Raw genomic sequence first — 17,519 nt, 5'->3', positions numbered from 1 at the left:
TGCCACGATGTGAGCCGTGGCCGATGGGGATGTCGGTCGCTTTCGGCATCCGGAGCCGGGAAGGCAGAGCATGAGCACCGACGTCAGCAGCGCGGAGAACGAGGCCGGCGCGACCGTCCGTACCGCGCGCGTGCCGAAGTACTACCGCCTGAAGAAGCACCTGCTCGACATGACGGAGACGCAGGTGCCGGGCACCCCGGTGCCGCCGGAGCGCACGCTGGCCGCGGAGTTCGACACCTCCCGCACCACCGTCCGCCAGGCGCTCCAGGAACTGGTCGTGGAGGGCCGCCTGGAGCGCATCCAGGGCAAGGGCACCTTCGTCGCCAAGCCCAAGGTCTCCCAGGCGCTCCAGCTCACCTCCTACACCGAGGACATGCGCGCCCAGGGCCTGGAGCCGACCTCGCAGCTCCTGGACGTCGGCTACATCACCGCCGACGACCGGCTCGCCGAGCTGCTCGACATCTCGGCCGGCGGGCGCGTGCTGCGCATCGAGCGGCTGCGCATGGCCAACGGCGAGCCCATGGCCATAGAGACCACGCACCTGTCCGCCAAGCGCTTCCCCGCGCTGCGCCGCTCGCTGGTGAAGTACACGTCCCTCTACACCGCGCTGGCCGAGGTGTACGACGTCCACCTCGCCGAGGCCGAGGAGACCATCGAGACCTCGCTGGCCACCCCGCGCGAGGCCGGCCTGCTCGGTACGGACGTCGGGCTGCCGATGCTGATGCTGTCCCGGCACTCCCTGGACCGCTCGGGCCAGCCGGTGGAGTGGGTGCGCTCGGTGTACCGGGGCGACCGGTACAAGTTCGTCGCCCGGCTCAAGCGGCCGGTGGACTAGGCGCGTATACGTTCCGGACGTGCCCGTTCCTTCGCCGAATCGATATACACAGCTTGAGACAGGGTCTTCCACTGGCTGGATTCCGTCACCTAGATTGCCTGCGCATTACCAGAGGTGATCGACGAGGGAACGGAGCCACAGCATGTCAGAATCGCCCGAAGTGAGACCACCGGTGGTGACACCGGTACGTGTGGTCATCGGCATTTGTCTCATCGCGCCCTTCGTGGCACTGCTGTGGATGAGCTCTTACTCGAAGACGGATCCCGCGTTCATCGGGATCCCGTTCTTCTACTGGTACCAGATGCTCTGGGTGATCATTTCCACCGCGCTCACCATGATCGCTTACAAGCTGTGGCAGCACGACCAGCGCTCCCGCCACGGCGCGCAGGGGGGTGCCGCGAAGTGAAGACCGGGGTCAACGGCGTCGCACTCGGCGTCTTCATCTTCTTCTTCCTGGCCGTCACGGTCCTGGGCTTCCTCGCCGCGCGCTGGCGCAGGGCCGAGAACGAGCACTCGCTGGACGAGTGGGGCCTGGGCGGACGGTCGTTCGGTACCTGGATCACCTGGTTCCTGCTCGGCGGTGACCTGTACACGGCGTACACCTTCGTGGCCGTGCCGGCGGCGATCTACGCGGCGGGCGCGTCCGGCTTCTTCGCGGTGCCGTACACGATCCTGGTGTACCCGCTGATCTTCACCTTCCTGCCGCGCCTGTGGTCGGTCTCGCACCGCCACGGGTACGTCACCACCTCGGACTTCGTGCGTGGCCGGTTCGGCTCGAAGGGGCTGTCGCTCGCGGTCGCGCTGACCGGCATCCTCGCGACGATGCCGTACATCGCGCTCCAGCTCGTCGGCATCCAGGCGGTGCTCGACGTGCTGGGCGTCGGCGGCGGCGAGAACACCAACGCGTTCGTGAAGGACCTGCCGCTGCTGATCGCCTTCGCGGTGCTGGCGGCGTACACGTACTCCTCGGGTCTGCGGGCGCCGGCGCTGATCGCGTTCGTCAAGGACGCGCTGATCTACATCGTGATCATCGTGGCGATCATCTACATCCCGATCAAGCTGGGCGGGTTCGACGACATCTTCGCCAAGGCGGGCCACGCGTTCAGCCAGGTGAATCCGGCCACCGGCAAGCCGCGCGGGGCGCTCGCGCCGCCGCCGGCGGGACAGTGGACGTACGCCACGCTGGCCCTCGGCTCCGCGCTCGCGCTGTTCATGTACCCGCACTCGATCACCGCGACGCTCTCCTCCAAGAGCCGTAACGTGATCCGGCGCAACACCACGATCCTGCCGCTGTACTCCCTGATGCTCGGCCTGCTGGCGCTGCTGGGCTTCATGGCGATCGCGGCCGGCGTGAAGGTCACCAACGGTCAGCTGGCGATCCCGCAGCTCTTCGAGAACATGTTCCCGGACTGGTTCACGGGTGTGGCGTTCGCGGCGATCGGCATCGGCGCGCTGGTGCCGGCGGCGATCATGTCGATCGCGGCGGCGAACCTGTTCACGCGCAACATCTACAAGGACTTCATCAAGCCGGACGCCACGCCGAAGCAGGAGGCCCAGGTCTCCAAGATCGTGTCGCTGCTGGTGAAGGTCGGCGCGCTGATCTTCGTGCTCGGCATGGACAAGACGGTCGCCATCAACTTCCAGCTGCTGGGCGGTATCTGGATCCTCCAGACCTTCCCGGCCCTGGTCGGCGGCCTGTTCACCCGCTGGTTCCACCGCTGGGCGCTGCTCGCCGGCTGGGCGGTCGGCATGGTCTACGGCACCCTCGCCGCGTACGGCGTCGCCTCCCCGACCCAGAAGCACTTCGGCGGCTCGTCCGACGACATCCCGGGCATCGGCCAGATCGGCTACATCGGTCTGACGGCCTTCGTCCTCAACGTCCTGGTCACGGTCGTCCTGACCTTCATCCTGAAGGCCGTCAAGGCGCCCGAGGGCATCGACGAGACCCGTCCCGAGGACTACACGGCGGACGCGGGCGACCCGGACGTCCAGGTGGAGCTGCCCCCGGCCACCGCGGGAAGCGCCCACTAGAACCGCCCGCCAGAGCCCCTCAGGGGGCCCGGGCAACCGCGAACGACCCGCAGCGGGCCGTCGGCGTCACACGCCGGCGGCCCGTTTCGCATGTCCCCCATGGACACATGGCGACACAACATCTGGGGGTGGCATGACGGCCCGGCACTAGATGTATGCTCATGCTCGCTGTCGTCGCAGGGGAATCCGGTGCGAATCCGGAACTGTCCCGCAACGGTGTACTTGTGCGTGTCTGCGCACAGGAGTCAGTCCGAGGACCTGCCGGCAGCGCACCCGGCCGGCCGGTTCGGGTGCTCTGAGACGTCCGGGCCTCGTGGAGTGGGCCGGTGGACGCGACGCCGTGTGCGCTCGTGGCTGCTGCCCCTGCCCTCCGCCAGGCCCCGTGCCGAGCGAGGGAGAGCCCACGTGACCATCGCGCCAGCAGACCCGGTTTCAGCCACAGGCCAGGAGAACGAAGGTCCCGGTGCCGCGCTGCTGCGGACCCTGACCGAGCTGACCGGGGACCTCCCCGACGCCGACCCCGGCCGCGTCGCCGCCGCCGCCCTGCGCGGCCGCTCGGCGGACGCCGACGAGGCGGAACTGCGCGAGCTCGCGACCGAGGCCGCGGCCGGCCTGATCTCCGAGGATCCCGCCTACTCGCGGCTCGCCGCCCGGCTGCTGACCGTCTCCGTCCGCGCCGAGGCGGCCTCGCAGGGCGTGACGTCGTTCACCGGTTCGGTGGCCGTCGGGCACCGGGAGGGCCTCATCGCCGACCGGACCGCCGCGTTCGTGGCGCTGCACGCCGCCCGGCTGGACGCCCTGGTCGACCCCGCCGCCGACGACCGCTTCGGCTACTTCGGCCTGCGCACCCTGCACAGCCGCTACCTGCTGCGCCACCCCCTCACCCGCAAGGTCATCGAGACCCCCCAGCACTTCCTGCTCCGCGTCGCGGCCGGCCTCGCCGAGGACGACTCCGCCCGCTCCGTGGACGAGGTCGCCGCGCTCTACGGGCTCATGAGTCGGCTCGACTACCTGCCCTCCTCGCCCACGCTGTTCAACTCCGGCACCCGGCACCCCCAGATGTCGTCCTGCTATCTCCTCGACTCCCCGCTGGACGAGCTGGACTCCATCTACGACCGCTACCACCAGGTCGCCCGGCTCTCCAAGCACGCGGGCGGCATCGGGCTGTCGTACTCCCGCATCCGTGCCCGCGGTTCGCTGATCCGCGGTACCAACGGGCACTCCAACGGCATCGTGCCGTTCCTGAAGACCCTGGACGCCTCGGTGGCCGCCGTGAACCAGGGCGGCCGGCGCAAGGGCGCCGCCGCGGTGTACCTGGAGACCTGGCACTCCGACATCGAGGAGTTCCTGGAGCTGCGGGACAACACCGGTGAGGACGCCCGCCGTACGCACAACCTGAACCTCGCGCACTGGGTACCGGACGAGTTCATGCGCCGCGTGAACGCCGACGGGCAGTGGTCGCTGTTCTCCCCGGCGGACGTGCCCGAGCTGGTGGACCTGTACGGCGAGGAGTTCGACGCCGCCTACCGCCGGGCCGAGGAGGCGGGCCTGGCGAAGAAGACCATGCCGGCCCGTGAGCTGTACGGCCGCATGATGCGCACCCTCGCGCAGACCGGCCAGGGCTGGATGACCTTCAAGGACGCCGCCAACCGCACCGCCAACCAGACCGCCGAGCCGGGCCAGGTCATCCACTCCTCCAACCTCTGCACGGAGATCCTGGAGGTCACCGACGACGGCGAGACGGCGGTCTGCAACCTGGGCTCCGTCAACCTCGGTGCGTTCGTGGCCGAGCGGGGCGCCGAGGGCATCGACGCCGACGGCATCGACTGGGCGCGCCTGGACGAGACCGTCCGCACCGCCGTCACCTTCCTCGACCGCGTGGTGGACATCAACTTCTACCCGACCGAGCAGGCGGGCCGCTCCAACGCCAGGTGGCGCCCGGTGGGCCTCGGCGTCATGGGCCTCCAGGACGTCTTCTTCAAGCTGCGCCTGCCCTTCGACTCCCCCGAGGCGAAGGCCCTGTCCACCCGGATCGCCGAGCGGATCATGCTCGCCGCGTACGAGGCCTCCGCCGACCTGGCCGAGCGGGGCGGCCCGCTGCCGGCCTGGGAGCGGACCCGCACCGCGCGGGGTGTGCTGCACCCCGACCACTACGGCGTCCAGGAGACCTGGCCCGAGCGCTGGGCGGCGCTGCGGGCGCGGATCGCGGCGGTCGGCCTGCGCAACTCGCTGCTGCTGGCCATCGCCCCGACGGCCACCATCGCCTCCATCGCGGGCGTCTACGAGTGCATCGAGCCGCAGGTGTCCAACCTGTTCAAGCGCGAGACGCTGTCCGGTGAGTTCCTCCAGGTCAACTCGTACCTGGTGCGGGACCTGAAGGACCTGGGCGTCTGGGACGCGCGCACCCGGGAGGCGCTGCGCGAGTCCAACGGCTCGGTGCAGGGCTTCGCGTGGATCCCCGAGGAGGTGCGGGCGCTGTACCGCACGGCGTGGGAGATCCCGCAGCGCGGTCTGATCGACATGGCGGCGGCGCGCACCCCGTTCATCGACCAGGCGCAGTCCCTGAACCTGTTCATGGAGACGCCGACGATCGGCAAGCTCTCCTCGATGTACGCCTACGCCTGGAAGTCCGGGCTGAAGACGACGTACTACCTGCGCTCGCGCCCGGCGACCCGCATCGCCCGCGCCGCCCGGGCGCAGCAGACCATCCCCGTCCAGCAGGTCGCCGACCCCGACGCCGTCGCCTGCTCCCTGGAAAACCCCGAGTCCTGCGAGGCCTGCCAGTGATGTCCGACCGTAACCTGCTCGACCCGGGCTTCGAGCTGACCCTGCGTCCCATGCGCTACCCGGACTTCTACGAGCGCTACCGGGACGCCATCAAGAACACCTGGACCGTGGAGGAGGTGGACCTCCACTCGGACGTCGCCGACCTCGCGAAGCTCAGCCCGGCCGAGCAGCATCTGATCGGCCGCCTGGTCGCGTTCTTCGCGACGGGCGACTCGATCGTCGCCAACAACCTGGTGCTGACGCTGTACAAGCACATCAACTCCCCCGAGGCGCGGCTGTACCTGAGCCGTCAGCTCTTCGAGGAGGCGGTGCACGTCCAGTTCTATCTGACGCTCCTGGACACCTATCTGCCCGACCCGGAGGACCGCGCGGCGGCGTTCGCGGCCGTCGAGAACATCCCCTCGATCCGCGAGAAGGCAGGGTTCTGCTTCAAGTGGATCGACTCGGTGGACAAGCTCGACCGCCTGGAGACCCAGGCGGACCGCCGCCGCTTCCTGCTGAACCTGATCTGCTTCGCCGCGTGCATCGAGGGGCTGTTCTTCTACGGCGCCTTCGCGTACGTCTACTGGTTCCGCAGCCGGGGTCTGCTGCACGGCCTGGCCACCGGCACCAACTGGGTGTTCCGGGACGAGACGATGCACATGTCCTTCGCCTTCGACGTGGTCGACACCGTCCGCAAGGAGGAGCCGGAGCTGTTCGACGACCGGCTCCGGCAGGAGGTCACCGACATGCTGCGGGAGGCCGTCGAGGCCGAGCTGCAGTTCGCGCGCGACCTGTGCGGTGACGGCCTCCCGGGCATGAACACCGACTCGATGCGGCAGTACCTGGAGTGCGTGGCCGACCAGCGCCTGACCCGGCTGGGCTTCGCGCCGGTCTACGGCTCCGAGAACCCCTTCTCCTTCATGGAGCTCCAGGGTGTTCAGGAGCTGACCAACTTCTTCGAGCGCCGTCCCTCGGCGTACCAGGTGGCGGTGGAGGGCACCGTCGACCTGGACGAGGACTTCTGAGCCTCCTCGTCCGCGCGGGCCTCCTGGGCCTTCCTGATCTGCCGGTCGACGCGCCTGTCGCGCAGGATGCCGAGCACGGAGGGGAGGACCAGGAGGACGAGGATCGCGAGGGTGGCGGTCATTCCGATGAGGCCTTGGATCTGGTTTCCAGTCATGCCACTACTGTCCTGCCGGACGCTGCTGACCGGGAGTGGCAGGACTGCCGTACACCCTCGAATTACTGCCAGCTCTGCGGCACACTGGGGACATGCTGAAGAACGTGGCCGCCGTGCTGCTGAACGGAGTGCACCCCTTCGAGCTGGGCGTCGTCTGCGAGGTGTTCGGCATCGACCGCAGCGACGAGGGACTGCCGGTGTACGACTTCGCCGTGGTCTCGGCCGAGGGGCCCGACCTCGGCACCCACTGCGGGTTCACCGTGTCCACGCCGCACGGCCTGGAGCGGCTGGAAGAGGCCGATCTGATCGCCGTCCCGGCCGGTGAGAGCTACGTGGAACGGGACTATCCGCCCGAGCTGCTCGCGGCGCTGCGGCGGGCCGTCGACCGGGGCTGCCGGGTGCTCAGCGTCTGCTCCGGGGTGTTCGTGCTGGCCGCCGCGGGCCTGCTGGACGGGCGGCGGTGCGCGGTGCACTGGCACCACGCCGAGCGGCTGGCCCAGCGCTATCCGCGGCTCGCCGTCGAGCCGGACGTGCTCTACGTGGACGAGGACCCGGTGATCACCTCCGCCGGCACCGCGGCCGGCATCGACGCGTGTCTGCACCTGGTGCGCAAGGAGCAGGGCCCCGAGGTCGCCAACAAGATCGCCCGCCGGATGGTGGTGCCCCCGCACCGGGACGGCGGCCAGGCCCAGTACATCGAACGGCCGCTGCCCAAGGGGCGGTGCGACACCGTCGGCGAGGTGCTGGTGTGGATGGAGGAGCACCTCGATCTGGAGGTGACCGTCGAACAGCTCGCCGCCCGCGCCCACATGGCACCGCGCACCTTCGCCCGCCGCTTCCAGCAGGAGACGGGGACCACGCCCTACCGCTGGATCCTGCGCCAACGGGTGCTGCGCGCCCAGGAGTTGCTGGAGGGGTCGGACGAGACGGTGGACGCGATCGCCGCGCGCACCGGGTTCGGCACGGCGGCCGCGCTGCGCCACCAGTTCGTGCGGGCGCTCGGCACCACGCCGAACGCCTACCGGCGCGCGTTCCGGGGCCCGCAGGCCGCCTGAACACGCGCCGGTAGCGGCGTCACTCCCGGTCTCGCCCGGAGTCTCTCACCAGGGCCGCGGCCGCAGCCGCAGGTCGCCCGGGCGCAGGGTGATGCCCACGCGGACGGTGTCGTCGGACTCGTCGGCCGGTTCGAAGCGGTACTTCGCCGTGATCGCCGCGGTGATCAGGCTCAGTTGGGCCATGGAGAAGTGGTCGCTGGGGCACTTGCGGTTGCCGACGCTGAAGGGGCTCATGGCGTACTTCGGCACCTGCGCGGCCCGGTCCGGAAGCCAGCGGTCCGGGTCGAAGTCGAGCGGGCGGTCGTACGAGCGGGGGTCGCGCTGAATGGCGTACGGGCTGTAGATGATGTCCGCCCCGGCCGGAATGCGATAGTCCCCGAGCGCGGTGTCGGCGGTCGCCCGGCGCGTCAGAATCCATACGGCGGGGCGCAGCCGGATGGCCTCCAGGATCACATTGTTGGTGTGCCTGAGGGAACGGACGTGCTCGAATCCGACGGGCCGGCCGCCGGTCACGCATTCGACCTCGGCACGCACCTTCTCGGCGTGCTCCGGGTGTGCCGCGAGCGCCTGGAGCAGCCACATGATCGTGGACGCGATCGTTTCGGCACCCGGGGTGATAATCGCCACGACCTGATCGTGGATCTCCTGCTCCCCGATGGGCTCCCCATTGTCGTCCTTCGCCTCCAGCAATGCCGTCAGCAAATCGTCCGGCTTTTGACCGGATGCCCTCCGCTCGGCGACGATCTCGTCCACGAGCAGATGCAAATCGGCCAATGCGCGGTTGAATTCGCGGTTGGCCGGAAACGGCAGTTTGTACAGGGGCCCCAGCGGCACCACCATCCTGCGGTACATACCACGGAAGACGGTGGCGAGGTCGGTGCTCAGCCGCTCGGCGCGCTCGTCCATGAACGCGCCGCGCAGCAGACAGCGGGCGGCCATGCGCACGGCCACCCGGAAGGACTCCGAGGTGCAGTCGATGGTGGTGCCGGGCCGCCAGCGCCCGGTCAGCGCGTGCGCCTCCTCCTCCATGATCGAGCCGTAGCCCGGGATGGCGTCCATCCGGAACGCGGGCTGGATGGTGCGGCGCTGGCGGCGGTGGAGGGGGCCGTTGGCGGTGGCCACGCCCTCCTTGCCGAGCAGGCCCACCAGCGACTCCCACACCGGGCCGTCGATCTTGAAGTCGGGGCTGAGGGCGAGGGCGCCCGTCAGCTCCGGGGTGGTGACGGCGTACACGGTCTTGGGGCCGAGCTTGAGGCGCACGATGTCGCCGTGGTCGCGCAGCCGGGACATGAAGTCCAGCGGATCGCGCACCAGGCGCAGGCCGTGCCCGAGGACTGGTACGCCACCGCCGGCCAGGGGTGGTTCGCGCAGCTCCGCCGGGGCCGCGGGGGTCTCGGGCCGTACGGACTCTACGGTCATTTCTCACCTGCCGCTTCGCTCGTGACGTACGGGGGTGTGGAGCGGTCGGCCCAGCTGTCCACCATGTACCGGCCGGATTCGTGGTGGAACCAGTAGACCGAGCTGAACCAGTTGCGCATATGACTGACGCAGGTGCGGACGGTGGTGCTCAATTCCTTTCCGTGGACTGTGCCGTCGGCAAGTGCATCCGCGAAGAGGAGTACTTCGTGTTCGGCTTCGAGGAATTCGTCGACGCAGGTCTCGACGCGCTGCCTGACGTCGTCCACCGCCTCCTCGTACGTCAGCCCCTCATGGGTGATGAGACTGATTCCGAGATTGTGGACCTCGGCGCCCGCCAGCTCTTTCGGGAGCGAACACAGATCGTTGTACCAGGCGGCGAATTCCTGACTGAGCAACGCGGCCCGGCGATAGGATGGGTGTTTCCTTATGACGTCCGGGAGTTCGCATCCGGCGCTGGGTTCCAGCAGGTCCGTCCAGATCCAGTGGGCGAAGGTCAGCCGGCGCAGGTCGAGGTATTCATCGACGCCCGGCACATATCCCCGGGTGCGATTACGGAATTCACGGTCGTAGGCTTCGATGACCGCGTGGAAATGCCGGGCGAAACGGCGGTTCCAGGAGCCCGGCAGGAAGCCGTAGAGCCGCAGCACGCTGTCGGCGAAGCCCGCGACCAGCGGGTCCGGGTGGTGCAGATGGTGCCGGGGTGCGTCGAGTGCCGTGTGCAGCCGGTGGCGCAGCCGCCGCCAGTCGCCGGCCCGCGCGTGGACGATGTCGCGGTCGTGCCGGTCGTCCCAGACGAAGAACCAGGCGCTGTAGTCCGCTATGGCCTGGAGTACGTCGTCCCGGGCGTCCGTGTAGTAGCCCGCCATCAGGTCGGTGTAGCGCAGATCGTCCGCGTACTCCCGCACCTTGTCTTCCGGCATCAGCCGTTTTTCCAGCAGCCACAGCCGGGTCTTCTCCTGAAGTCGCGGCCAATAAGGATGCAGTTGCCGGGGAAAGTCCGACTCGATCACCGGGAGCGCCAGTGAGGGTGGTACCGCGACCGCCGTCGTCGCCTCTGTGGTGCTGTGTGGGAAAGCTTGCACAGAACAAACCCCTCTCAGCCGCCGGATACGCACCCGCCGGATGGGGCCGGTGCGCGTCGTTACCTGTCCCGCACTTCCCATTCAGCACCACAACTGACCTTCGTGGGAACGGATTTGCGTCACTCACTACCCCATGGTGCCGAGATTCCCCTCTTGCGTGACTGATTAAGGATCACCGGTCTCATAGAAACGACCATTTGTGCGACGCACTGATGAGCGAAGAAGGGCAACAAGAAGGGCGCCCGGCCGGGAGTGATCCCGGCCGGGCGCCCAACGGGCCGACGGCCCTCAGTCGTTGGCGACCACGGGGTAGCGCGGCTCCTTCTCGGCCATCTGCCGCAGCGCGTCCTTGCGGTCGCGCTTGGACAGCCGGTCGATGTAGAGGTAGCCGTAGAGGTGGTCGGTCTCGTGCTGCAGGCACCGGGCGAAGTATCCGGTGCCACGGACCTTGATCGGGTTGCCCTGCTCGTCCTGGCCCGTCACCTCGGCGTAGTCGGGACGCGGCAGCTCGGCGTAGGCGCCGGGCACCGACAGGCAGCCCTCGTTGTTGTCGTCGAGGCGGCGCCGCTGGGCGGGCAGCTCGACCAGCTTCGGGTTGCACACCACGCCCACGTGCCGGACGCCCTCGTCGTCCTGGCAGTCGTAGACGAAGACCTTCAGGTCGACGCCGATCTGGTTGGCGGCCAGGCCCACGCCCTCGGCGGTGTGCTGGCTGGCGAACATGTCCGCGGCCAGTTGCCGCAGCTCCTCGCCGAACTCGGTGACGTCCCTGCACTCCTTGTGCAGCACCGGGTTGCCGACGACCGTGATCGGCCGCGAGGTACCGCTCTCCCGCCAGGCCTTCTCGCGACCCTCGCAGTCGCCCGTGTCCACGACATAGCCGTCGTCGTCGACGGGGAGCACGCCCGCGTGCTGGTGATCGGTGTCCTGCTGCGCCATGACCGACGTACGCCTTCCTGCAAGCCTGGAAAATTCTGCGTGTACAGCCTAAAGGGGGCCGGTCACCGGCTGCTCAGCAAACCTCTTCCAAGTCCCGCCAGTCCCTCGAATCGGGACTGTCGGCCACCCACCCGTCCAGCAGGCCGCGCACCAGCGAAGGCGGCGCGGCCACCCCGCACTCCCGCTCCGGCACCCACAGCTGGCCGTCCGTGCGATGCCCCAGGGGGCCGGGATGGCCGGGTTCGCTGTGGTCGTGCGGGTCCAGGTGGTCTCCCTCGCCCTCGTCGGACGGCATCCGGGACTCGCTGCACATCCGGCACAGCAGCCGCACCGAGGACGACCAGTCCTCCGCGGCGAAACCGGCGTCCGCGGCCAGTTGCTCCAGCGCGTCCCGGTCCGCCTCGGTGGCCGCCTCCAGGAGGACCACCCAGGTGGGCACGGGCGAGGGCGCCCACAGCTCGATCTCGTCGAAGACGGGGTAACTGTGCCCGGCGGACGTGGTGCGCTCACCGTGCGGGACGCCGTCGTGCAGGACGACCTCGCCCCAGCGCCGCCCCGAGGAGGGCAGCGGGATGGACAGCACCTCGATCCGCGCGGGGTCCAGCCGGCGGCCCCACACGACCTCGGCCTCGCCCTCCGGCGACAGCCGTACGGCCGCGCTGCCCAGCTCCATGCCGAGCGGTTCCCCGGCGGCGGTCGCGCCCCCGGGCACCTTCAGGCCGTACGCCTGCCAGGCGCGGCGGGCCAGCGGCCAGTCCTGGAGGGCGGTGGCGGCGATGCCCACGTTCCACCAGTCGGGAGCGCCGGTCTCGCGGTCGAGCAGGGCGACGGCGCGCAGCCCGGCGGCCCGGGCCTGCTCCCAGTCGTGCCGGAACTTGTGCAGCAGGGCGAGGTTGAACCAGGACTCCGACAGCCAGGGCTCCAGGTCGGCCGCACGGGTCAGCAGTTCGCCCGCGTCCTCGTACCGGCCGTCGCCGATGAGCGTGAACGCGCGGTCGGTGGCCTGCCGCCAGGAGGCGGAGGGCCGGTGCCGTCCCTTGCCGAAGATCCTCACGATTCCCGCCTGCCAGTTCCAGTTCCGCACAGTGGGCTGGCTTGTGCCCCCAGGCGCCCTCTCCCTCGCATCCAACCACGTGCGATGGGAACGGCGCTCATTACCCATGGGTTACCCAGGCGGGGGCGGGATCAGACAGTGCCGTACGTCTCGCCGGCGGGAAACCGGGCGGGGATCAGCGAGGGTGCCGGGGGGTACAGGATGTTCGGCGGGACGACGGCTCAGCTGTCCTTGGCCGTGACGTCGTGCTCGGGCGCGGGCACTCCGGAGCGGAGCAGTTCGAGCCGCCCCATCACCTTGGCGCGCAGGTCCGCGGGCACGTCGTCATGACCGCAGCACCGCTTGACCAGCTTCTTCACCGCCTGCTCCAGGCCGTACTTCTCCAGGCAGGGCGAGCACTCCTCGAAGTGGTGCCGGAACTTGTCGCGATCGATGTCCGGCATCTCGCTGTCGAGGAACTCGTACAGATGGTCCAGGACCTCACCGCAGTCCGTCTCGTGCGGCTCTCCGCAGCTCATGAGCCCGAACCTTTCGCTTCGTCCGACTCTCCGGCGCCCGCCGGGACCAGCCCGCGCTCACGGGCGTAGTCCTCCAGCATGCCGCGCAGTTGACGGCGGCCCCGGTGCAGCCGGGACATCACCGTACCGATGGGTGTCCCCATGATGTCCGCGATCTCCTTGTAGGCAAACCCCTCCACGTCCGCGAGATACACGGCGATGCGGAACTCCTCGGGGATCGCCTGGAGCGCTTCCTTCACGTCCGAGTCGGGCAGGTGGTCGAGCGCCTGCGACTCGGCGGAGCGCAGCCCCGTCGACATGTGCGACTCGGCACGGGCGAGCTGCCAGTCCTCGATCTCCTCCGCGGCGGAGCGCTGGGGTTCACGCTGCTTCTTGCGGTAGGAGTTGATGAAGGTGTTGGTGAGGATCCGGTACAGCCACGCCTTGAGGTTGGTGCCCTCGCGGAACTGGTGGAAGGAGGCGTAGGCCTTGGCGTACGTCTCCTGCACGAGGTCCTCGGCGTCGGCCGGGTTGCGCGTCATGCGCAGGGCGGCCGAGTACATCTGGTCGAGGAACTCGAGCGCGTCCCGCTCGAAGCGCGCGCTGCGCTCCACGGTCGACTCGGCGGACGCCTCCGCGCTCGTGCCCCGGCCCTCGGGCTGCTCCGCCTGGCCGCTGTCGGTCCCCGCGTCGGTCCCAGTGACCGGACCCACCTCCTCAAGATTGCGGGCAGGACCCAAAGTGGTCCCACTCGATTCGGAGGATAGAACACGACCCGCACCCGCCGCCCCTCGAATCAAGGCGTTCTTCGGTGCGTGGAGCACCGTCCAGGCCAGGTCAGCGCCGGTCTGGCGGGAATCAACAGGTACCGCGCCCAGCGCGTCCCCCGAAGGGTGGTGGTGGGCGGCGGGCGGGCAGACGGTCGAACCCATGCGGCGGACTTCCCTTCCCACGACGTCGGTGCCGAGGCCTCAGCACTTCTGAGCGTCACAACAGCACTGCGGCGCGCGGCATTCCCGGGCGTCACCCGAGTGACGCGGTCCACTCCGTCACAGCGTCGGTGATGATCTCCAGGGCCCGTTCCTGGCCGATCTCCGCGCGCCGGGCGACGCCGAAGCCATGATCGGCGCCCGGCACCTCGACGAGCCGGAAGTCGCCCTGAGGGAACTCGGCGGGCTTCCCGAAGGGGTCGTTGCCGCCCTGCACGACGAGGGTGGGCACGCCGGTGTCCAGCAGCTCCTGGACGCGGGACTTCTCGGGCGCGCCCGGCGGGTGCAGCGGGAAGCTCAGGGCGAGGACGGCGCGGGCGCCCAGTTCGGTGGCCGTACGGCAGGCGACGCGGGCGCCGGCGCTGCGGCCGCCGGAGATCACCGGCAGCTCCATGCCGGCCAGCGCGGGCCAGATCCCGCGCCATCCGGTGTCCAGCGTCTTCGGGGCGGGCGCCATCTTCTTGCCCGCGACGCGCCAGGGCTGTTCGACGAGCGCCACGCTCACCCCGTGCTCCGGCAGGGCCCCGGCGAGCGCCTGGAGGTCGCGCGCCTCGATGCCGCCGCCCGCGCCGTGGCTCAGCGCGAGGACGACCCGGGGGTCCGTGGCCCGGTGCCATGTGATGCGGGCGGTTCCGGCTTCTGTCTCCACAATCTCGATCACGCTAGAAAAGTGTGCCCTCTTCCGGGGCTTCCAGCTCCTTCAGCAGTTCCGGGCCGTTGTTGCGGACGTTGCTGACGGCGGTGGCCACCGGGTAGGCGCGCATCAGTGACGGCGGGGGCGGGGCGAGCAGCGCGCGCAGCTCGTCCGGGTCGGTGCGGGAGGGGTCGAGCCAGGCGTCCCAGCGGTCCGGAGTGAGCATCAGCGGCATCCGGGGGTGGATGTCGGCGAGCGAGCGCGGGCCGTCGGCGGGGGCGACGGCCAGCGGCGTCCGCTCGGCCTCCGTGGTGATCACCGAGCAGGTGACCCACCACGCCTGGGGGTGGTCGTCGGGCAGGGTGCGGTCGCGCCAGAACTCGTAGAGGCCGGCCATCGCGAACACCGAGCCGTCGGCGGGCAGCACGAAGTACGGCTGCTTGCGGGGCCGTTTGCGCCGGCCCTCCACCTCCAGGTCCCGCTCCTGCTCGCCGGTCACCCATTCGTAGTAGCCGTCGGCGGGCAGGATGCAGCGGCGGGCGGCGAAGGCGCGGCGGTAGGACGGCTTCTCGTGCACGGTCTCCGCGCGGGCGTTGATCATCCGGGCGCCGCCCTCGGGGGTCTTGGACCAGGACGGCACGAGTCCCCACCGGAGCTTGCGCAGCTGGCGAACCGGGCGCGGGGAGTCCGCGTCTTTCAGGGGGCGGTCGAGCACGGCGAGGACCTCTTTGGTGGGGGCCACGTTGTAGTCCGGCCCCAGGGTCTCCTCGGGCTCCCATTTCTCGATCCCGAACGTTCCGGCGAGGTCCTCGGGCCTACGACTGGCTGCATACCGTCCGCACATACGTGCCACACTGCCAGACTCCGCATCCACCCAGGGAGCCACTCGGACATATGAAGGACCTCGCCGCCACCGCGTTCCCCGACCTCTGGGACCGGCTCACCGGCACCCAGCCCGACCCCGATCTGTGGGTGGTGCTCGCCACCCTGGCCGCCGCGCTGGTGGTGGTCGTGCCGCATCCGCCGTGGCGGGTGGCGCGCAACGCGATCACCATCGCGCACGAGGGCGGCCACGGGCTGATCGCCCTGCTCACCGGCCGGCAGCTCACCGGCATCCGGCTGCACTCCGACACCAGCGGGCTCACCGTGAGCCGGGGCAAACCGCACGGGCTCGGCATGATCCTCACCGCGGCCGCGGGCTACACCGCCCCCTCGCTGCTCGGCCTCGGCGGCGCCGCGCTGCTCGCCGCGGGCCGCATCACGCTGCTGCTGTGGGCGGCCACGGCCCTGCTGTCGGTGATGCTGGTGATGATCCGCAACGCGTACGGCGTGCTGACCGTGGTGCTCGCGGGCGGGGCGTTCGTGCTGGTGTCGTGGCTCACGGGACCGCAGGTGCAGGCGGCGTTCGCGTACGCGGTGGTGTGGTTCCTGCTGTTCGGGGGCGTACGGCCGCCGTTCGAGCTCCAGCGCAAGCGGCGGCGGGGAGAGGCCGGGGACTCGGACGCGGACCAGCTTTCGCGGCTGACGCACGTCCCGGCGGCCCTGTGGCTGTTCCTGTTCCACGCCGTGTCGCTGTGCTCGCTGATCGGCGGCGGGCGCTGGCTGCTGGAGGTCTGAGGCCGCTCGCCGCGGGGATCCGGGGCCGCGCGGTCCGGCCGGGGCGGCGGCTGCGGGCAGGTTGCGGCCCCGCCCTCCTTATAAAGTGGGCCCATGGCCCCGAACACCGCCTCCTCCGCCCTCTGGCCCGCCCCGCACGCGAGCGGCGCCGTCGACGCCACCGTCCATGTGCCGGGGTCCAAGTCGGTCACCAACCGCGCCCTGGTGCTGGCCGCCCTCGCCTCCGAGCCCGGCTGGCTGCGCCGCCCGCTGCGCTCCCGGGACACCCTGCTGATGGCGGGCGCGCTGCGCGCGATGGGCGTGGAGATCGAGGAAGGCGTCGGGCCCGACGGCACCGGCGAGGCGTGGCGGGTGCTGCCGACCGGGCTGCACGGCCCGACCACGGTGGACGTCGGCAACGCGGGCACCGTGATGCGGTTCCTGCCGCCGGTCGCCGCGCTGGCCGACGGTCCCGTCCGGTTCGACGGTGACCCGCGGTCGTACGAACGTCCCCTGGGCGGTGTGATCGACGCGCTGCGCCGGCTCGGCGCGCGGATCGACGACGACGGCCGGGGCGCGCTGCCGCTGACCGTGCACGGCGGCGGGGCGCTGGACGGCGGACCGGTGTCGATCGACGCGTCGTCCTCCTCGCAGTTCGTCTCCGCGCTGCTCCTGTCGGGCCCCCGCTTCAACCAGGGCGTCGAGGTCCGGCACACCGGCGCCACCCTGCCCTCCCTGCCGCACATCCGGATGACGGTGGACATGCTGCGCGCGGTCGGCGCCCAGGTGGACACCCCGGAGTCGGGCGGCGAGCCGAACGTGTGGCGGGTGACGCCGGGCGCGCTGCTCGGCCGGGACCTGACGATCGAGCCGGACCTGTCCAACGCGCAGCCGTTCCTGGCGGCGGCCCTGGTGACCGGCGGCAAGGTGCTGGTCCCGGACTGGCCGGAGCGCACCACGCAGCCGGGCGACCGGCTGCGGGAGATCTTCACCGAGATGGGCGGCTCCTGCGAACTCACCGAGTTCGGGCTGGTGTTCACCGGTTCCGGCGCCATCCACGGCGTCGACGTGGACCTCGGTGACGTCGGCGAGCTGACCCCCGGCATCGCGGCCGTCGCCGCGCTCGCCGACTCCCCCTCGACGCTGCGGGGCGTGGCCCATCTGCGGCTGCACGAGACGGACCGGCTGGCCGCGCTCACCAAGGAGATCAACGAACTCGGCGGTGACGTCACGGAGACGGCCGACGGTCTGCACATCCGCCCGCGCGCACTGCGCGGCGGCACCTTCCACACCTACGAGGACCACCGCATGGCCACCGCCGGCGCGATCATCGGCCTGGCGGTCGAGGGCGTACGCATCGAGAACATCGCGACGACGGCGAAGACCCTGCCGGACTTCCCCGAGCTGTGGACCGGGATGCTCGGGCAGTAGGGACACGC

At 70.3% G+C, this 17,519-nt stretch carries 17 protein-coding genes and 1 riboswitch; of the genes, 8 read left to right on the top strand and 9 right to left on the bottom strand.

The window, feature by feature from the left end; all coding sequences use genetic code 11:
- Positions 1-70: 70 nt before the first annotated feature.
- The 5 genes from AB0927_RS20545 to AB0927_RS20525 all read left to right on the top strand — a co-directional run bounded on the left by AB0927_RS20545 (position 71) and on the right by AB0927_RS20525 (position 6,660).
- Positions 71-835, top strand: a complete 765-nt coding sequence (locus tag AB0927_RS20545) for a GntR family transcriptional regulator (RefSeq protein ID WP_366669080.1) — start codon at positions 71-73, stop codon at positions 833-835.
- Between the two features lie 142 nt (positions 836-977).
- Positions 978-1,241, top strand: a complete 264-nt coding sequence (locus tag AB0927_RS20540; protein ID WP_366669079.1) for a DUF3311 domain-containing protein — start codon at positions 978-980, stop codon at positions 1,239-1,241.
- The gene (gene mctP, locus AB0927_RS20535; RefSeq protein WP_366669078.1) at positions 1,238-2,866 is read left to right on the top strand and encodes a monocarboxylate uptake permease MctP; all 1,629 of its coding nucleotides are present in this window, start codon (positions 1,238-1,240) and stop codon (positions 2,864-2,866) included. The genes AB0927_RS20540 and mctP overlap by 4 nt, the downstream gene beginning before the upstream one ends.
- 120 nt (positions 2,867-2,986) lie before the next feature.
- A riboswitch (cobalamin riboswitch) is annotated at positions 2,987-3,147 on the top strand.
- Between the two features lie 124 nt (positions 3,148-3,271).
- Positions 3,272-5,653 (top strand): ribonucleoside-diphosphate reductase subunit alpha, encoded by a 2,382-nt coding sequence (locus AB0927_RS20530; protein ID WP_366669077.1) that lies wholly within the window; start codon positions 3,272-3,274, stop codon positions 5,651-5,653.
- Positions 5,653-6,660 (top strand): ribonucleotide-diphosphate reductase subunit beta, encoded by a 1,008-nt coding sequence (locus tag AB0927_RS20525; protein WP_366669075.1) that lies wholly within the window; start codon positions 5,653-5,655, stop codon positions 6,658-6,660. The genes AB0927_RS20530 and AB0927_RS20525 overlap by 1 nt, the downstream gene beginning before the upstream one ends.
- Here AB0927_RS20525 and AB0927_RS20520 read toward each other — a convergent pair.
- Complete coding sequence (locus AB0927_RS20520) at positions 6,573-6,815, bottom strand: hypothetical protein (protein WP_366669074.1); 243 nt, start codon at positions 6,813-6,815, stop codon at positions 6,573-6,575. The genes AB0927_RS20525 and AB0927_RS20520 overlap by 88 nt on opposite strands.
- 92 nt (positions 6,816-6,907) lie before the next feature.
- Here AB0927_RS20520 and AB0927_RS20515 point away from each other — a divergent pair, with 92 nt between their 5' ends.
- Complete coding sequence (locus tag AB0927_RS20515) at positions 6,908-7,870, top strand: helix-turn-helix domain-containing protein (RefSeq protein WP_366669073.1); 963 nt, start codon at positions 6,908-6,910, stop codon at positions 7,868-7,870.
- A 45-nt stretch (positions 7,871-7,915) separates the two neighbouring features.
- Here AB0927_RS20515 and AB0927_RS20510 read toward each other — a convergent pair whose 3' ends face one another.
- The 8 genes from AB0927_RS20510 to AB0927_RS20475 all read right to left on the bottom strand — a co-directional run bounded on the left by AB0927_RS20510 (position 7,916) and on the right by AB0927_RS20475 (position 15,328).
- On the bottom strand, positions 7,916-9,289 hold the full coding sequence (locus AB0927_RS20510) for a cytochrome P450 (RefSeq protein ID WP_366669072.1): 1,374 nt from the start codon (positions 9,287-9,289) through the stop codon (positions 7,916-7,918).
- Positions 9,286-10,371, bottom strand: a complete 1,086-nt coding sequence (gene cyc1, locus AB0927_RS20505; protein ID WP_366669142.1) for an epi-isozizaene synthase — start codon at positions 10,369-10,371, stop codon at positions 9,286-9,288. The genes AB0927_RS20510 and cyc1 overlap by 4 nt, the downstream gene beginning before the upstream one ends.
- Before the next feature lie 288 nt (positions 10,372-10,659).
- Positions 10,660-11,310: a peptide deformylase gene (def, locus tag AB0927_RS20500; RefSeq protein ID WP_366669071.1), complete on the bottom strand. Its 651-nt coding sequence runs from the start codon at positions 11,308-11,310 to the stop codon at positions 10,660-10,662.
- Between the two features lie 73 nt (positions 11,311-11,383).
- The gene (locus AB0927_RS20495; protein WP_366669070.1) at positions 11,384-12,364 is read right to left on the bottom strand and encodes a hypothetical protein; all 981 of its coding nucleotides are present in this window, start codon (positions 12,362-12,364) and stop codon (positions 11,384-11,386) included.
- A 221-nt stretch (positions 12,365-12,585) separates the two neighbouring features.
- Positions 12,586-12,882 carry a mycothiol system anti-sigma-R factor gene (rsrA, locus tag AB0927_RS20490; protein WP_366669069.1) on the bottom strand — a complete coding sequence of 99 codons (297 nt, stop codon included), beginning with the start codon at positions 12,880-12,882 and terminating at the stop codon, positions 12,586-12,588.
- Positions 12,879-13,574 carry an RNA polymerase sigma factor SigR gene (gene sigR / locus AB0927_RS20485; protein ID WP_366669068.1) on the bottom strand — a complete coding sequence of 232 codons (696 nt, stop codon included), beginning with the start codon at positions 13,572-13,574 and terminating at the stop codon, positions 12,879-12,881. The genes rsrA and sigR overlap by 4 nt, the downstream gene beginning before the upstream one ends.
- 310 nt (positions 13,575-13,884) lie before the next feature.
- Positions 13,885-14,511 carry an alpha/beta family hydrolase gene (locus AB0927_RS20480; RefSeq protein ID WP_366669067.1) on the bottom strand — a complete coding sequence of 209 codons (627 nt, stop codon included), beginning with the start codon at positions 14,509-14,511 and terminating at the stop codon, positions 13,885-13,887.
- Position 14,512: 1 nt separating this feature from the next.
- Entirely contained in the window at positions 14,513-15,328 is an 816-nt protein-coding gene (locus AB0927_RS20475; protein ID WP_366669066.1) for an SOS response-associated peptidase, read from the bottom strand.
- Positions 15,329-15,378: 50 nt separating this feature from the next.
- Here AB0927_RS20475 and AB0927_RS20470 point away from each other — a divergent pair, with 50 nt between their 5' ends.
- Positions 15,379-16,101 carry a M50 family metallopeptidase gene (locus AB0927_RS20470; RefSeq protein WP_366669065.1) on the top strand — a complete coding sequence of 241 codons (723 nt, stop codon included), beginning with the start codon at positions 15,379-15,381 and terminating at the stop codon, positions 16,099-16,101.
- Positions 16,102-16,194: 93 nt separating this feature from the next.
- The gene (gene aroA, locus AB0927_RS20465; RefSeq protein WP_366669064.1) at positions 16,195-17,511 is read left to right on the top strand and encodes a 3-phosphoshikimate 1-carboxyvinyltransferase; all 1,317 of its coding nucleotides are present in this window, start codon (positions 16,195-16,197) and stop codon (positions 17,509-17,511) included.
- Positions 17,512-17,519: the final 8 nt, after the last annotated feature.

The sequence above is a fragment of the Streptomyces sp. NPDC048106 genome (genome assembly GCF_040706415.1).
GTDB lineage: Bacteria > Actinomycetota > Actinomycetes > Streptomycetales > Streptomycetaceae > Streptomyces.
Note: the sequence above shows the minus strand (reverse complement) of the source record. Positions and strands in the feature narration are given on the sequence as shown.

Bases quoted from the DNA above. Each gene is read 5' to 3' on its own strand.
- AB0927_RS20540 (WP_366669079.1), top strand. From the start codon at position 978: ATGTCAGAATCGCCCGAAGTGAGACCACCGGTGGTGACACCGGTACGT.
- AB0927_RS20470 (WP_366669065.1), top strand. From the start codon at position 15,379: ATGAAGGACCTCGCCGCCACCGCGTTCCCCGACCTCTGGGACCGGCTC.
- AB0927_RS20475 (WP_366669066.1), bottom strand. From the start codon at position 15,328: ATGTGCGGACGGTATGCAGCCAGTCGTAGGCCCGAGGACCTCGCCGGA.
- AB0927_RS20510 (WP_366669072.1), bottom strand. From the start codon at position 9,289: ATGACCGTAGAGTCCGTACGGCCCGAGACCCCCGCGGCCCCGGCGGAG.
- AB0927_RS20525 (WP_366669075.1), top strand. From the start codon at position 5,653: ATGTCCGACCGTAACCTGCTCGACCCGGGCTTCGAGCTGACCCTGCGT.
- rsrA (WP_366669069.1), bottom strand. From the start codon at position 12,882: ATGAGCTGCGGAGAGCCGCACGAGACGGACTGCGGTGAGGTCCTGGAC.
- aroA (WP_366669064.1), top strand. From the start codon at position 16,195: ATGGCCCCGAACACCGCCTCCTCCGCCCTCTGGCCCGCCCCGCACGCG.
- AB0927_RS20515 (WP_366669073.1), top strand. From the start codon at position 6,908: ATGCTGAAGAACGTGGCCGCCGTGCTGCTGAACGGAGTGCACCCCTTC.
- AB0927_RS20520 (WP_366669074.1), bottom strand. From the start codon at position 6,815: ATGACTGGAAACCAGATCCAAGGCCTCATCGGAATGACCGCCACCCTC.
- AB0927_RS20545 (WP_366669080.1), top strand. From the start codon at position 71: ATGAGCACCGACGTCAGCAGCGCGGAGAACGAGGCCGGCGCGACCGTC.
- def (WP_366669071.1), bottom strand. From the start codon at position 11,310: ATGGCGCAGCAGGACACCGATCACCAGCACGCGGGCGTGCTCCCCGTC.